The organism is Vibrio breoganii (assembly GCF_001677275.1).
In the GTDB taxonomy this organism is placed as follows: Bacteria; Pseudomonadota; Gammaproteobacteria; order Enterobacterales; family Vibrionaceae; genus Vibrio; species Vibrio breoganii.
The window spans coordinates 2,609,394-2,625,001 of sequence record NZ_CP016177.1; the positions used below are offsets into that span (position 1 = coordinate 2,609,394).

17 protein-coding genes are annotated in these 15,608 nt (G+C 45.4%); 9 read left to right on the plus strand and 8 right to left on the minus strand.

All coding sequences use genetic code 11. From position 1 onward, the window contains the following. Positions 1-21 precede the first annotated feature (21 nt). Entirely contained in the window at positions 22-264 is a 243-nt protein-coding gene (gene zapB, locus A6E01_RS12100) for a cell division protein ZapB (protein ID WP_017027328.1), read from the minus strand. A gap of 298 nt (positions 265-562) precedes the next feature. On the opposite strand from zapB, the gene glpX reads away from it, so the two are divergent. Further along, positions 563-1,570: a class II fructose-bisphosphatase gene (gene glpX, locus A6E01_RS12105; protein ID WP_065210286.1), complete on the plus strand. Its 1,008-nt coding sequence runs from the start codon at positions 563-565 to the stop codon at positions 1,568-1,570. A gap of 42 nt (positions 1,571-1,612) precedes the next feature. Here glpX and A6E01_RS12110 read toward each other — a convergent pair whose 3' ends face one another. Together A6E01_RS12110 and A6E01_RS12115 are read right to left on the minus strand one after the other, a co-directional pair. Further along, the gene (locus A6E01_RS12110) at positions 1,613-2,044 is read right to left on the minus strand and encodes a DUF805 domain-containing protein (RefSeq protein ID WP_065210287.1); all 432 of its coding nucleotides are present in this window, start codon (positions 2,042-2,044) and stop codon (positions 1,613-1,615) included. 23 nt (positions 2,045-2,067) lie between these two features. Further along, positions 2,068-2,418, minus strand: coding sequence for a 5-carboxymethyl-2-hydroxymuconate Delta-isomerase (locus A6E01_RS12115; protein ID WP_026026071.1), 351 nt, complete (start codon positions 2,416-2,418; stop codon positions 2,068-2,070). 209 nt (positions 2,419-2,627) lie between these two features. On the opposite strand from A6E01_RS12115, the gene tpiA reads away from it, so the two are divergent. Beyond that, positions 2,628-3,398, plus strand: coding sequence for a triose-phosphate isomerase (gene tpiA, locus A6E01_RS12120; protein ID WP_017027324.1), 771 nt, complete (start codon positions 2,628-2,630; stop codon positions 3,396-3,398). 133 nt (positions 3,399-3,531) lie between these two features. Here tpiA and pfkA read toward each other — a convergent pair whose 3' ends face one another. Continuing rightward, positions 3,532-4,494 (minus strand): 6-phosphofructokinase, encoded by a 963-nt coding sequence (gene pfkA, locus A6E01_RS12125; protein WP_017032953.1) that lies wholly within the window; start codon positions 4,492-4,494, stop codon positions 3,532-3,534. A gap of 256 nt (positions 4,495-4,750) precedes the next feature. Beyond that, on the minus strand, positions 4,751-5,659 hold the full coding sequence (gene fieF / locus A6E01_RS12130; RefSeq protein WP_017027322.1) for a CDF family cation-efflux transporter FieF: 909 nt from the start codon (positions 5,657-5,659) through the stop codon (positions 4,751-4,753). 89 nt (positions 5,660-5,748) lie between these two features. On the opposite strand from fieF, the gene A6E01_RS21440 reads away from it, so the two are divergent. Next, positions 5,749-5,901: a DUF5363 family protein gene (locus A6E01_RS21440; RefSeq protein WP_157933309.1), complete on the plus strand. Its 153-nt coding sequence runs from the start codon at positions 5,749-5,751 to the stop codon at positions 5,899-5,901. Between the two features lie 53 nt (positions 5,902-5,954). On the opposite strand, the gene A6E01_RS12135 is transcribed toward A6E01_RS21440, so the two are convergent. Then, positions 5,955-6,464, minus strand: a complete 510-nt coding sequence (locus tag A6E01_RS12135) for a Spy/CpxP family protein refolding chaperone (protein ID WP_017027321.1) — start codon at positions 6,462-6,464, stop codon at positions 5,955-5,957. 175 nt (positions 6,465-6,639) lie between these two features. Between A6E01_RS12135 and A6E01_RS12140 the strand changes: the two genes are divergently transcribed. The 3 genes from A6E01_RS12140 to trmL all read left to right on the plus strand — a co-directional run bounded on the left by A6E01_RS12140 (position 6,640) and on the right by trmL (position 9,245). Beyond that, the gene (locus tag A6E01_RS12140; protein ID WP_065210288.1) at positions 6,640-7,323 is read left to right on the plus strand and encodes a response regulator; all 684 of its coding nucleotides are present in this window, start codon (positions 6,640-6,642) and stop codon (positions 7,321-7,323) included. Further along, positions 7,323-8,693, plus strand: coding sequence for an envelope stress sensor histidine kinase CpxA (gene cpxA / locus A6E01_RS12145; RefSeq protein ID WP_065210289.1), 1,371 nt, complete (start codon positions 7,323-7,325; stop codon positions 8,691-8,693). The genes A6E01_RS12140 and cpxA overlap by 1 nt, the downstream gene beginning before the upstream one ends. A 75-nt stretch (positions 8,694-8,768) precedes the next feature. Then, the gene (gene trmL, locus A6E01_RS12150) at positions 8,769-9,245 is read left to right on the plus strand and encodes a tRNA (uridine(34)/cytosine(34)/5-carboxymethylaminomethyluridine(34)-2'-O)-methyltransferase TrmL (RefSeq protein WP_017027318.1); all 477 of its coding nucleotides are present in this window, start codon (positions 8,769-8,771) and stop codon (positions 9,243-9,245) included. A gap of 21 nt (positions 9,246-9,266) precedes the next feature. On the opposite strand, the gene A6E01_RS12155 is transcribed toward trmL, so the two are convergent. Further along, the gene (locus A6E01_RS12155) at positions 9,267-9,761 is read right to left on the minus strand and encodes an FxsA family protein (protein ID WP_017032948.1); all 495 of its coding nucleotides are present in this window, start codon (positions 9,759-9,761) and stop codon (positions 9,267-9,269) included. A 187-nt stretch (positions 9,762-9,948) separates the two neighbouring features. Further along, on the minus strand, positions 9,949-10,380 hold the full coding sequence (tnpA, locus tag A6E01_RS12160) for an IS200/IS605 family transposase (protein WP_017030086.1): 432 nt from the start codon (positions 10,378-10,380) through the stop codon (positions 9,949-9,951). 332 nt (positions 10,381-10,712) lie between these two features. On the opposite strand from tnpA, the gene aspA reads away from it, so the two are divergent. From aspA to A6E01_RS12175, 3 genes are all read left to right on the plus strand, one after another. Further along, complete coding sequence (aspA, locus tag A6E01_RS12165) at positions 10,713-12,149, plus strand: aspartate ammonia-lyase (protein WP_017027316.1); 1,437 nt, start codon at positions 10,713-10,715, stop codon at positions 12,147-12,149. Positions 12,150-12,281: 132 nt separating this feature from the next. Continuing rightward, complete coding sequence (locus A6E01_RS12170; RefSeq protein ID WP_017027315.1) at positions 12,282-13,589, plus strand: anaerobic C4-dicarboxylate transporter; 1,308 nt, start codon at positions 12,282-12,284, stop codon at positions 13,587-13,589. Between the two features lie 151 nt (positions 13,590-13,740). After that, a complete protein-coding gene (locus A6E01_RS12175) occupies positions 13,741-15,525 on the plus strand; it encodes a protein-disulfide reductase DsbD (RefSeq protein WP_017032947.1) in 1,785 nt (594 codons plus the stop codon). The last annotated feature ends 83 nt before the right edge of the window (positions 15,526-15,608 follow it).

Consider the following 15,608-nt stretch of genomic DNA (forward strand, 5'->3'; position numbering starts at 1 on the left):
TTAGCAATGGCTTGGTAGGGTTTATTCTACTTCTTCCATTTTGCCTAGCATGCTGCGAATGCGCTCTTGCCACGCATCATGCTCAGCTTGAACTTGATGAGCGCGTTGTTCAGTTTCAACTTTTTCGTTGCGTAACTGCTCGGCTTCATTGGCAAGCTGTTGCTTTTGTTCTTTAAGTTCTTCAACTTCCATTTGTAGCAGAGTGATTGTGTCTACTGCTGTTTGCACTTTGGCTTCTAGTTTTTCTAATACTTCTAAAGACATCTTGGCCTACCTAATTCGTTATCCATATGTAAAGACTGGCTTCCCAACCATTCTACCCACACACATGTATATAAACACACCTAATAATTTAATTCTGGTTCAAGTGAGCAAAAAAAGAGCGATCCTAATCAAATTTTGACACTCTCAAAGCAATCTTTCGCTTTTGCAGCGAGTAAATGCGGGACGAAATCAATAAACCTCTGGGTTGCGGCTTAAAGTTGAGCAAATTAAGCAAACGTTACCGTGAAGGTATGATAGAATCTCGGCGATTTTTTGAACCCTCTTGATTGGAGTCGATATGAAGCGCGATTTGGCGATGGCATTTTCTCGTGTAACAGAAGGCGCAGCCCTAGCTGGTTACAAATGGCTTGGACGCGGAGACAAAAACGCAGCAGATAATGCAGCCGTTGAAGTTATGCGTAGCCTACTGAACAAAACAGAAATTAGCGGTGAGATCGTTATTGGTGAAGGTGAGATCGATGACGCACCTATGCTATACATCGGTGAAAACGTTGGTGTTGGTGGTGACGCAGTAGATATCGCTGTTGACCCTATCGAGGGAACGCGCATGACCGCAATGGGCCAATCAAATGCATTGGCTGTATTAGCGGCGGGCGAAAAAGGTAGCTTCCTAAAAGCACCTGATATGTACATGGAAAAATTGGTTGTTGGCCCTGGCGCCAAAGGTCAAATCGACCTAGCAGTATCGCTAGAAGAGAACCTAAACAAGGTAGCAAAAGCACTGGGTAAATCATTACAGGAATTGACTGTTATTACTCTAGCTAAACCTCGTCACGACCAAGTTATTGCTGATATGCAAGCTATGGGCGTACGTGTATTCGCTGTGCCAGATGGTGATGTTGCGGCATCTATCCTAACCTGTATGCCTGATAGCGAAGTAGACATGATGTACTGCATCGGTGGTGCTCCAGAAGGTGTTGTTTCTGCTGCGGTAATTCGTGCTCTAGATGGTGACATGCATGGTCGCCTACTTCCTCGTCATGAAGTTAAAGGCGATAGCGAAGAGAACCGTATTCACGGTGAAGAAGAGCTTAAACGCTGTGCTGAAATGGGCGTAGAAGCGAACGTTATCCTTAAGATGTCTGATATGGCGCGTAGCGACAACGTTGTGTTCTCGGCCACTGGCATCACTAAAGGCGACCTTCTAGAAGGTATTACTCGCCAAGGTGATATTGCGACAACTGAAACTCTGCTGATCAGAGGCCGTTGCCGTACTATCCGTCGCATCAAGTCGATTCATTACCTTGAGCGCAAAGATGAAGAGATTAAAGGGCACATCCTTTAAGTCTTCCATTGATAAAAAAACGCAGCTTAACGCTGCGTTTTTTTATGCCTTACCGTTTTCAAATGGCGCGCCATAGTCGTTGTCTTTGTCACTGCCTTTCAGCAAGCCACATTCTACAAATATCCAAAGTCCACATACCAAAGCAATCAGCGATAGAACTCGTGAGAAACCTTCCCCTGTTTCCATTTGAGCCGACATAGGAATCAATGAACGACCAATAATCAGTGGCACGTTCAGCAACAGAAACCGATTGGACTTATTGCGATCATGCCAACGCTTTGCCGTTACTGCTAAATCGGGATACAGCAAGATAATCGCCATTACAGGAACGGCATATAAAGCAGTGCCCGGAGACACTTGAGCTATTGCAGTGGCTACCATAGAAAGGAACACGTAATAGCAGATGTTCCAAATCCAAAATTGCTTACGCCCGATACGGCCTTCAAAAGAGAGTAATAAATACTTAAAGTCCATGGGTATTCCTTGGGTCTGTTGACCTAAATAGTGGTGTGCTTAGCAAAGCAATCTCTATCCATATCTCTGATATTTACCGTGACGCTTCCCACCCAATTCGCTTGCTCTGTCAGTATTGCAAATACACTTTGCGATAAGGCTTTTTTCTGCTCAGGCGTTCTTCCTGAAAGCAACTCAACCGTCACATGGATAAAGTCGTGTTGATCCTCGCTGTCACCGATGAGCCATGAATGGCAACGCAGGGTTCTTGATTTAACTGAGTTTAGATCAAATAGGCCACTATCAATCAATGCTTGATGCATATCCTGAAGCAAGCCTTGGGTGTTGAGTCTGTCTTCTAAGGAATCGGTATATTCCATTACTAAATTGGGCATGACACATCCTCCTGGAACATTAAACCATACACTAGACACAAGCTTTTTGAGTGGTCGACCTGCTTTTTTGCCCACCAGATCACTAGTCCCCTAATTAAGCGGCTATCCTTGTTCAAGAAATGATTAGTATCATGATATAAACATTTTTATCTGTTATATTCTTTCACCTACAACGTATATTTTTTACTAATTTAGAAGGGAGTATTTTTATGCGTCATCCTGTAGTTATGGGTAACTGGAAACTAAACGGCACCAAAGAGATGGTTGTTGACTTGCTAACTGGTCTGAATGCAGAGCTAGAAGGCGTAACGGGTGTTGACGTGGCAGTAGCTCCACCAGCACTATTCATCGACCTAGCAGAGCGTACTCTTACTGATGCTGGTAGCGCTATCATCCTAGGTGCTCAAAACACTGACGTGAACAACCAAGGTGCTTTCACTGGCGACATGTCCCCAGCAATGCTTAAAGAATTTGGTGCAACTCACATCATCATTGGTCACTCTGAGCGTCGTGAGTATCACAACGAATCAGACGAGTTTGTTGCTAAGAAATTCGCATTCCTAAAAGAAAACGGCCTAACTCCGGTTCTTTGTATCGGTGAGTCTGATGCTCAAAACGAAGCTGGCGAAACTGAAGCTGTTTGTGCTCGTCAAATCGACGCAGTAATCAACCTACTAGGTGCAGAAGCTCTAAACGGTGCAATCATCGCTTACGAACCAATCTGGGCTATCGGTACTGGTAAAGCAGCAACAGCTGACGATGCACAGCGCATCCACGCTTCTATCCGTGCTCACATTGCACAGAAGAACGAAGAAGTGGCTAAGAACGTTGTTATCCAATACGGCGGTTCTGTTAAGCCAGAAAATGCAGCAGCATACTTCGCACAACCAGACATCGATGGTGCTCTAGTTGGCGGTGCAGCTCTTGACGCGAAAAGCTTTGCAGCTATCGCTAAAGCAGCAGCAGAAGCGAAAGCTTAATTTGTCTTGTTAGACATCTTGATTGAAAGGTCAGCCTAGGCTGGCCTTTTTTATATCTATAGGATTCTAAGCGGCATAAAAAAACCGCTACCTAGGCAGCGGTTCTATCAATTACGACTATAGCCGAGTGAGCTTAGAACAACTCGTCAGCAACAGTGTATAGGTCACTACGAACTGGGCGACGCATGTTTTCAATAGCATCAATAATATCGTGATGGACCAACTCTTCTTTTTGAATACCCACACAGCGACCACCATGACCTTCTAGAAGAAGGTGAACAGCGTAGTTACCCATGCGAGAAGCCAATACACGGTCAAATGCCGTTGGACGACCGCCACGTTGAATGTGACCAAGAACCGTAGCGCGAGTCTCGCGACCTGTCGCAGCTTCAATATCTTTTGCTAGGTCGTTTGCATCAAACATCAATTCAGTCAGAGCAATGATTGCGTGCTTCTTACCTTTTGCGATGCCTTCTTCGATGCTAGTAATTAGCTCTTCCTTGCTCCATTGGCGCTCTGGAGTGATGATGTATTCACAACCACCCGCTATAGCGGACATTAGAGTCAAGTCACCACAGTGGCGACCCATGATCTCAACAATAGAGATACGCTGGTGAGAAGATGAAGTATCACGTAGGCGGTCAATCGCATCGATAACCGTGTTTAGTGCTGTTAGGTAGCCGATTGTGTAATCAGTGCCCGCAATATCGTTATCGATAGTGCCAGGAAGGCCGATACATGGGTAACCCATTTCAGTTAGCTTCTTTGCACCCATGTAAGAACCATCACCACCAACAACTACTAGAGCTTCAATGCCGTGTTTCTTCAGGTTCTCAATCGCTTTCGCACGTACTGCTTCGTCTTTGAATTCAGGGAAACGCGCAGAACCTAGGAAAGTACCGCCTTTGTTGATCACATCAGATACGCTTGAACGATCTAGCTTATGGATGCGATCTTCGTAAAGACCTTGGTAGCCATCATAAATGCCGAATACCTCAACACCTTTTGACAATGCTGTACGTACTACCCCGCGTACTGCAGCATTCATACCAGGTGCGTCTCCACCACTTGTTAGTACACCAATTTTTTTAATCATGTTGACCCTCAATATTTGGGATTGATCTTATTTTTAATTTAAATTGCCTTGTCATCGGCAAGAATTCTTATCACCCCGCTCGAATCACCCTTCTTGATTCTGGTGAGCGAAGCTAACAAAATTTCAACTTGGTAAGAGTATTACAGTTTCCTGTATAGTTAAGATTGATTCAAATCAGAATCATAAAGTTTAACCACTCACCTAACCAAGATAGCTAATTCTACCTAAATTTCCTAAAAAATTCAGTGTTTACACCTTACCACCCTTGTTGCTTCTGGTGCTGCTCTACATTGTTAACAACTGAAACAGGATCTTGATGGATTAAAACATCACACCCTTCAAAATGCTTCATTAACCGTTCTTCTACTTCATCAGCTATCTGATGGGCTTCAATCAAAGGTAATTGATCATCCAACTCTAAGTGCAGTTGAATGAACCGAGTCGGACCCGACAAGCGAGTTCTCAATTGATGAATGCCGTGCACTCTATCCACCGATGTTGCTATTGTCTTTATTTCTACAAGCTCAGATTCTGGAAGCTGTCTATCTAGCAGAGATTGCACCGCCTCTGCGATCATTTTAAACGCGCTATACAAAATGAAGATGCCTATGCCAATTGCAAATACGGCGTCCGCTTGCCCCAAACCATACATACTCAGCACTAACGCCAATAATATGGCGGCATTCATATACAGGTCAGACTGATAATGAAGCGAGTCCGCAGCAATCGCCTGACTGCCCGTTTGTCTTACTACGTGCTTTTGGAAGGTCACTAAGCCAAAGGTTACTACCATAGCGAACAAGCTGACATAGATACCAAGTTCGGGCTGGTTAATCTCATGAGGACGGAAGAAGCGGTCGATGCCATTTAGGACTAAGAAGAGAGCCGAGCCGGAGATAAACATAGATTGTGCCAGCGCCGCAAGAGACTCTGCCTTACCGTGACCAAAGGTGTGTTCTTTATCTGCCGGTTGCAGGGCGTACTTAAGCACCACAAGGTTTATGGAGGAGGCGGCAATATCCAATAATGAGTCCACGACCGACGCCAACAAGCTAACCGAGCCTGTGACCCACCACACCGCTATTTTCACGATAAGTAAAACCGTTGCCACTATTGTGGCTGACCACGCAGCGATGGTGACTAATTTCTTATACTCTTGCTTCATAATCTTTAATGAAAAAGGTTTGCGCGAATTATACACTGAAATAGTAGTGATGGGAGCATTCACAACAAAAGAGGAATCTAGACTAGTAAATGATGAAATGGTTACGAAAAATGCTAAAACGCTACGATGATTGGTGTTTAAATCTAGGTCTTACGCCTGAGAATAAGCGCAGTTGTGTGCCGTATCGCACTGATCCTTCCCAAAGTAAGGCTTCCGATAAAAACAAAAAGCGCGACCAATAACGGCCACGCTTTCTATGCTTAAGTGTTTTGCTGCAGTCAGCCTTGTTTACAGATTATTCACTGTCTTTTTTAGACATTTTCTTCTGCATTTTTTGCTCGCACTTTTCTGCTCGCTCGGCTCTTTTTTCTACCAGCTGTTGCTTCTGGTCGTCAGTCAATACGCTCATCATGCGATGCATAGTGCGCATTTTCTCAACTTGCATAGCCGTACGCTCTTCTACCATAGATGATGCGAGTTTCTGTGCTTCTGCTTCGTTAAAGTCAGCAGCTAGAACCAACTCTTGCTCTTGAGCTTTCATCTCTTTCATCATCTGACGCTTAGAGTCGCCTTTGGCTTTCATTGAAGAGCGAACATCTTCACGAATAGTTTTCAGCTCTGCTTTCTGCTCATCAGTGAGGTCTAAACCGCGGAATGCACTTTTACCATCCATAGGCATCATGCAAGAGTGACCACCTTTCTGGCCTTTCTCACTGCCTTTATGACCATTTGCTAATACTGATGCACTGCCTAGTGTCAGTGGAACCATCATTGCTACTGCTAACCATTTTTTATTCATTGCCATGAGATATACCTCGATAATTTAGACATAGGCTGCTGTTTTCAGCAGATGCATTTAGAATAATAGTAGGCGTGTAAAGTGCGGTATGCGAAACGTAAAGATAAGTAAATCAAATCCAAGCCCTTTACAATCCGCCTTACAATCTAAGTATCAAACACAGCCGCAGAGTGAGAACCCGATGCCACATATTTTATTAGTAGATGACGATACTGAGCTAACGGCTCTACTAGAAGACATTCTCACCTACGAAGGCTTTACTGTTTCTCAAGCTCATAATGGTATTGAGGGGCTCGAAGCCGTCAATGAAGATATTGATCTGATTCTTCTTGATATCATGATGCCCAAAATGAGTGGCATGGAAATGCTAAAACAGCTTAGGGAAAACTGGCAGACGCCGGTTTTGTTCCTTACCGCGAAAGGAGAAGAAGTCGATCGGGTTATAGGGCTTGAACTGGGTGCCGATGATTTTCTGCCAAAACCATTTAGCGATAGAGAGTTGTTGGCGCGAATCCGCGCTATTTTGCGTCGAACACAAAACACGCCGGCGACCCCAGCATCAAACAATACCTTTGATGACATCTCTTTAAACCCTGGCGCTCAAGAAGCCTATTGTGAAGACGTACTTCTCGACCTAACGAGCACAGAGTACGCCCTACTGGAGTACTTTCTGCGCAACCCGGGACAGGCACTCACCAAAGAAAATATCAGCCTTGAAGTGCTAGGTAAGCGCTTGGCGGCATTCGATAGGGCTGTAGATATGCATGTATCAAATCTGCGAAAAAAACTTCCTGAACGTAAAGATGGCAAACCTCGCATTAAAACTCTGCGAGGCAAAGGCTACCTCTTTGTCGAGACAGCATAATGAAACTGCCTAAATTTAATAGCCTCTACGGGCGTATCTTTGCCATATTTTGGCTCACCATTTTGTTGGTGCTACTTGCTGTTATCGGCTTGCAAATGCTCGATCCAAGGAAGTCGCACTCCATCAATAAAGACTCACTAGATAAGATAACTCGCCTAGTCAGCGCAGTAGAGAGTGATCTTAGTAAAAGCACCAATCCGGTACGCACCTTAAGAAAGCTTGAAGAGCGCCGATTTGGTAGTAAAGATTTTCGTCTTTACTTAGTGGATAACGAAGGCACCCTAGTAAGCAGAGAGCATGGCCCTAGACGCCACGCACTTCAGAGCATGGCAGCCCAATACATCAATGCAGCAGAACCGAGCCAACAACTGTTCGGCCGTTTTATGGTAGCGGGTCCCTTCCCAATTCAAATCAGCGGTAATGATTTCGTTATCTATGCGGGCTTTAGCACCAACATGCCACCACCGCTTCTTTATCAATTCTTGGATGCTCCCTTCAAGTTGTTGCTGTTTATCATGATCGTGAGCACCCCATTGCTGTTGTTGTGCGCTTGGAACTTGAGCCTGCCTGCTCGAAGGCTAGAGCTTGCAGCAAAGCGAGTCACCCATGGGCAATTTGAAGTAGACCCTAGCCTTGAGCAAGGCACTAGCGAGTTCAAACAGACCGGTGCAAGCTTTAACCAGATGGTGCTATCCATTAATCAAATGGTTTCGGGTCAGCAAAAGCTCTTATCTGATATTTCGCACGAGCTTCGCTCACCGCTGACTCGCTTGAGAATGGCTAATGCACTTGCCACACGAAAGCAAGGCTCCTCCAAAGAACTTGAGCGTATAGAAACGGAAGCAGAGAGACTGGAGCAGATGATAAAAGAGCTGCTCGGACTGTCACGCATGCAGATAGACAGCCATCACAATCGAACGCAATTGCAAGCTCAGTCGTTATGGGAAGAGATGCTATTAGATGCTCAATTTGAAGCAGAGCAAAGCCAGATAAACTTAAACTTCCAATCTATTCCCGAAGTGACTTTGGTGGGTAACGAAAAACTGCTTTCTAGCGCATTTGAAAACATCGTGCGTAATGCCATTCGCTATGGCCAATCTAAGATAGAGGTACAGTTTTCACTATCTGACCATCAATTAACATTTACCGTTGAAGACGATGGCCCGGGCGTACCAGAAGAGGAGCTTGAAAGCATATTCCGTCCCTTCTATCGAGTTTCAACCGCTCGAGATAGAGAGAGCGGTGGCACAGGGCTAGGTCTCGCCATTACTGAAAGTGCCATTTTACAACACAACGGCACGATCAAAGCTGAGCGTGGCTCCTCATTAGGCGGACTGAAGATGACAGTAAGCTTGCCTATTCAAGCCTAGAGGAATGGCAGGCAGTGCACCTAAAACACGTTTAGGGTTATACTGCCTGCATTATTTATCAATACATGACAGCTTATGTTTGACATCGCTTTATACGAACCAGAAATCGCGCCGAACACCGGCAACATCATCCGACTTTGCGCAAACTGCGGTGCCAACTTGCACCTTATTGAACCACTGGGTTTTGACTTAGAAGAAAAGAAAGTAAGACGTGCTGGCCTTGATTACCACGACCTTGCGCGCGTTAAGCGCCATAAGAACTATCAAGCGTTTATTGATTTCTTAAATGAGCGAGATGGCGATTATCGAATTTTTGCCTGCACCACCAAAACCACAGGTCATCATGTGGATGCCAATTATCAGCAAGGGGATGTATTGTTGTTTGGCCCTGAAACTCGTGGCCTACCCGCAGAACTCATCGAATCAATGCCTATGGAGCAAAGAATTCGCATTCCAATGGTGGCAGACAGTCGTTCTTTGAATTTGTCGAATGCAGTGGCCATTATTGCGTTTGAAGCATGGCGCCAGATGGGATTTGATGGCGCTGTATAATACAGCGCCTGATTAGTTAACTTAGTTGAGACGGTCTTTATCTTGATCGTCTTTTTTCTCAAACTCGCCCTCGAACACATTACCATCATCCTTCTGATGGCTATCAAACGGTCCGCGTTGCTCAAAGTGCGTATGGCTTTGGAAGCCAGAATGCATACTATTTACCTGCACCCTTTTCATTAATTGCTGAGCGATAATAGCTCTTGGTTTAGGCAATAATACCAACATACCCAAAGCATCAGTCATAAAGCCGGGAGTCAACAGAAGCATACCAGCGACTGCCAGCATGACGCCCTCAATAATTTGTTGAGCAGGCATTTCGCCTTGTTGCAGACGGGACTGCACAGAAAGTAGTGTCGCAATACCTTGACTGCGTACCAGTGATGCACCAATCAGCGCCGTCAAGATGACAAGGAATATCGTAGTCCAAACACCGAGAAAACCACCTACTTGAATAAATAGGCCAATCTCAACTATTGGCACCAAGATGAATAACAACAATAAAATAGGAAACACGTATCCTCCTCAAATTCAGATGCTCAGTTTACGCGCAAAAAGGGGGTAAGCTCAATTGATATATAATTTTAGGTGCATAAGCCCGCACAGAGTTTCATTGATAAATAAAATTAGTTAAATGACCTCCGGCAAAGCCGGAGGCTTATTGGGTGACGCCCTCTAAGGGCTTAAGTAAGCGCCCAAGGCGCTAAATTCCGAACTTCAACTGATCTCGGTGCTCATCTTCTTGTTCTTGATTCCGTATATATTCAAGAACTGTCTCCTCGTCTAGACCGACAGTTGAAACAAAATATCCCCTCGCCCAAAAATGCTCACCATTGAAGTTTCTTTGCCTACCTCGAAACTTTTTAGCTATTGATATCGCACTTTTTCCTTTGAGGTAACCAACGACATTAGATACTGAATATTTTGGAGGGACACTGATACACATATGAACATGATCTTTCATCAAATGGCCTTCTTCAATCTTGACGCCTTTACGTTTGGCCAACTCATGAAATGTGGAGCCTAGATGCTTCCTGATTGCACCGTAGATCAATTTTTGCCTTTTCTTCGGGATAAATACCACGTGGTATTTACAATCCCATCTCGTATGAGACAGACTCTTATAGTCTCGCATAGGTTGTTTCCTCTTTACTTTTGGTCGAGCAAAGAAGTTACATATACCGTTGTCACGGTCAAACCTATGCGAGTCACCCCAGCATAGCTGGGGGTTTATCAATGTTTAATTATGCAGATGATAGAAAACTTCTCTATTTTTCCGCTACAAAAGTGATCAAATTATGATTTTTTTTTGTGGATTGCAGTATCATTGAACAACATAAAATCTAGTCTGATTTTAGAACCATAAAAATCTGCTGAATGGACTCATTAAACAGAATTGGTCATTGAACTAATAGGCTCTCACATTCGCCTTTTAGATAAAAACCAAGATGAATAAAGGTCCATGCTATGACAACAACTACTACACTGTCAGCAACTCGTATAGAAGAAGATCTCCTTGGCCAACGCCATGTCCCTGCCGACGCTTATTACGGCATTCATACCCTACGCGCAATCGAAAACTTTAATATCTCAAATGCGACCATCTCTGATGTGCCCGAATTCGTTCGCGGTATGGTCATGACAAAAAAAGCGGCTGCGATTGCCAACAAAGAACTCAGCGTTATTCAACCCGATGTTGCCAAACACATTATCGATGCCTGTGATGTCATTCTAGAAACAGGCCGCTGTATGGACCAATTTCCTTCTGATGTTTTCCAAGGCGGAGCCGGTACTTCAGTCAACATGAACACCAATGAAGTCATTGCCAACCTAGCCCTTGAACTAATGGGCAAGGAAAAGGGCCAATACGACATCATCAACCCAAACGATGATGTGAATAAGAGCCAATCAACCAACTGTGCCTACCCAACCGGTTTCCGTATCGCGGTATACAACAGCGTAAGCAAACTGATCGACGCTATTGAGTACCTTAAAGGCGCCTTCGATCTTAAGAGCGAAGAGTTCAACACCATTCTGAAAATGGGCCGCACACAGCTACAAGATGCAGTGCCTATGACGGTTGGCCAAGAATTCCGCGCATGGTCAGTGACTCTTGCCGAAGAAATCCGCAACCTGCAATACACTGCCAAGTTACTACTGGAAGTAAACCTAGGTGCTACCGCTATCGGTACTGGCCTTAATGCGGCAGAAGGTTACCAAGAGCTTGCGGTTAAAGCACTGGCTGATGTGACAGGTCTAGAGTGCGTTCCTGCAGAAGACCTTATCGAAGCCACCTCAGACTGTGGCGCTTACGTAATGATGCATGGTGCACTAAAGCGTCTTGCGGTTAAGCTGTCTAAGATCTGTAACGATTTGCGTTTATTGTCTTCAGGCCCTCGCGCAGGTCTCAATGAAATCAACCTGCCAGAGCTTCAAGCCGGCTCTTCAATCATGCCAGCTAAAGTAAACCCGGTAGTGCCTGAGGTGGTTAACCAAGTGTGCTTTAAGGTGCTAGGCAACGACAACACTATCTCGTTTGCTGCAGAAGGCGGCCAATTACAGCTCAACGTAATGGAACCGGTTATTGCTCAAAGCATGTTTGAGTCTCTGGACATCTTGACCAACGCTTGTGTAAACCTGCGTGATAAATGCATCGATGGTATCACGGTGAACAAAGAGGTGTGTGAAAGCCACGTATTCAACTCTATCGGTATTGTGACTTACCTAAACCCTTATATTGGCCACCATGAAGGTGACATCGTCGGTAAGATCTGTGCAGAAACAGGCAAAAATGTGCGTGAGGTAGTGCTCGAAAGAGGGCTACTCACCGAGGCGGAATTAGAAGATATATTCTCTGTTGAGAATCTAATGAAACCACAATATAGAGCGAAGCGCTTCAGCTAGGTTTTGCTCTATTAGGAAGGGGAAACTCAGCTAGGTCTGGTCTACCCTTCCTAAACACTCAATCTCAAGGCCCCCACTTTGAGATTGTTTACAATTACCCCCAAACAAAATCCAATTAAAGGAAAACAACAAATGATAATGGTAGAACTGTTAGTTGTTCTAGTGTTCATATATTTAGGCGCCAGAATTGGCGGCATTGGCATAGGTTTAGCAGGCGGCTTAGGTGTCATCGCCCTCTCACTTGGCCTTGGTATTCCAACTAGCCAAGACTTCATCCCAATCGATGTAATTCTGATTATTATGTCGGTTATTACCGCTATCGCTGCCATGCAGGTCGCCGGTGGTATGGATTGGTTGGTACAGATTGCGGAAGATTTCTTGCGTAAGCACCCAGAGCGAATCACCTTTTACGCGCCTATCGTTACCTTTGTCATGACGCTGATGGCAGGTACAGGACACACTGCATTCTCCACACTTCCGGTTATTGCCGAAGTAGCAAAAGGCCAAGGCATTCGACCTTCTCGACCACTTTCTATTGCCGTAGTTGCCTCTCAGATTGCTATCACAGCTTCTCCAATTTCAGCTGCTGTTGTTGCCTTTGCTGCTATGTTGGAGCCTCAAGGTGTGGATTACTTAACACTACTGGCTATCTGTATTCCGACTACATTCATCGCTTGTATGGTCGGTGCCTTCGTTGCTAACTTTATTGGTTGCCCGCTAAAAGATGACCCTGTTTATCAGGAGCGTCTAGAGCAAGGTCTGATCAAGCTTAATACTGGTGAAAGACGTGAGATCTTGCCTACCGCAAAACGTGCAACCTACATCTTCCTAGGTGCTATCGTATTTGTGGTCTTGTATGCCGCTGCTATTTCAGGCTCTGTGGGTCTAATTGAAAACCCAACCCTAGGTCGTAACGAAGCCATCATGACCGTCATGTTGGGCGCTGCAGCAGTGATCGTGCTAACCACTAAGATTGATGCAGCAATGATCCCGGCGGCAGCAACCTTCCGTTCAGGTATGACTGCGTGTGTATGTGTACTTGGTGTTGCTTGGTTAGGCTCAACCTTTGTTAACGCGCACGTTAATGACATTAAAGAGTTTGCAGGTTCACTTCTTGCTGACTACCCGTGGATGCTAGCACTAGTGCTATTCTTTGCCTCAATGCTTCTTTACTCGCAAGGCGCAACCACAGTTGCACTTATGCCTGCAGCCTTGGCGATTGGTGTAGCACCACTAACAGCTGTAGCATCTTTTGCTGCGGTTAGTGCTCTGTTTGTACTGCCAACCTACCCAACACTATTGGCGGCAGTTGAGATGGATGACACTGGCTCAACTCGAATTGGTAAGTATGTGTTTAACCACCCATTCTTCTTGCCAGGTGTTGCCACTATTACTACTGCGGTAACTCTAGGCTTTGTATTTGGTAGCTTCTTTATCTAAGTACTAGTCATTAATTATCTAGGGGCGCTATTTGCGCCCCTTTTTTATGAACGCCGTAATCCCTCAGATCCACCAACACCGTATAGGCGAACGAAACTTAATCCGCTACTATCAGGTCTACTAGTTATCTGTTCATAAATTGCCGGACACTATGCGCACCGTTTTACTCTCATTTTTATTGCTTTGTTTCTCTCAGGTCTCCGTTGCCTCGTTTAACAGTGAATCAAGCTCGCCTGTTCAAAGTGGCTTTGAGCAACCAAGCTTCGGTCAGCCTAGCTTTTTGCGAGTTGAACAAGCCTTCCCGTTTGATTTTGTTCAGCAAGGAAAACAAGTACGCCTCACATGGCAAGTCACCGATGGCTACTACCTCTATCAATCTCGATTTGATGTCAGTGCAGAAAATGCCACTTTAGGTGAGATCTCTTTAAAAGAAGGGACGCCTTATGAAGATGAGTTTTTCGGCCTAGTCAACATTTACACAGAGCCTGTGACCATTAGCGTGCCCATCTTGGAGCAAGGGAATAATGCCCAGCTGATTGTTCAGTATCAGGGGTGTGCCAAGGCAGGGTTCTGTTATCCACCGGAAACAAAGGTTATTGACCTTGAGCCTGTTGCAGGCTCTGAGAACGCGCAAATAGACGACACCACCAGCACACCGTCAGGATCATCACTACCCAAAAGCGAGAGCGACATGGCAGCGTTGCTCGGTGATTCAATGTGGACCCCTTTGATCTTCTTACTGCTCGGCATAGGGCTGGCTTTCACCCCCTGCGTGTTACCCATGTACCCTATTTTGACCAGCATCGTTTTGGGTAATGGCAAGCAATCCACAGCCCGCGCACTGGCACTTTCTTTTGTTTACGTTCAGGGAATGGCACTCACCTACACCTTACTTGGGTTGATCGTTGCCTCTGCTGGTTTGCAATTTCAGGCAGCCCTGCAACATCCAGTTGTGCTAATCACCATCAGTGTACTATTCGTATTGCTGTCTCTGTCTATGTTTGGTTTATACAACCTGCAACTGCCAAGTAGCCTTCAAACTAAGCTCAATGAAATCAGTAACCAACAAAAAGGTGGTCGCTGGTTCGGTGCTTTTGCGATGGGAGCAATATCTGGATTGGTATGCTCGCCTTGCACCACCGCCCCGCTATCCGGTGCACTGTTATATGTGGCGCAAACGGGCGACTTGTTCACCGGTGCGATCACCTTGTATGCGTTGGCTCTCGGGATGGGAATCCCCCTCATCCTGCTGGCAGTATTTGGCAATCGCTTCTTACCAAAAGCTGGATTGTGGATGGATAAAGTTAAAACCTTATTTGGCTTTGTCTTGCTGGCCGCTCCGCTGTTCTTCCTTGAGCGAATCCTTAGTGCTGAATGGATTTCTGCATTGTGGTCGATACTGGGTGTGTCTTTCTTTGCTTGGCTGTATCACGCCAAGAATCAAGTGCCGTTTGGATCTTGGAAGCAAAGCCTCATAGGTATCATCGCGATACTAGGCTTAATTGGCTCGGCACAACCGGTATGGAACAAGCTACTTGGTTTAGAGAGCAGCGTTGAGGCGCCACAATCTGAGATAGAGTTTATCCGTGTGGCGACCGTTCAAGACCTGCAGCAAGAGCTAGAAAAAGCCAAGCAGGCGGGTAAGCCGGTGATGCTAGATTTCTATGCCGACTGGTGCGTGGCATGTAAAGAGTTTGAGAAGTACACCTTCCATGAAGCTAGCGTGGAGCAAAAGCTCAAAGGCTTCGTGCTACTGCAAGCAGACGTCACTAAAAATCAACCTAGAGATATTCAAATGTTAGAGCACATGCGAGTACTTGGATTACCCACCATTGAGTTTTGGAACGAGCAGGGGGAACACCTTCCATCGGCTAGGCTCACCGGTTTTGTGAAGGCTGAGCCATTCTTAAACCACCTACAACGCTTCAACCTATAAACAAAAGTAGACGCCCATCAAGGCAATTGATGGGCGTTTTATCCATCTAAGCGCATAAATATCGATACAACTCAGAGTTTTAG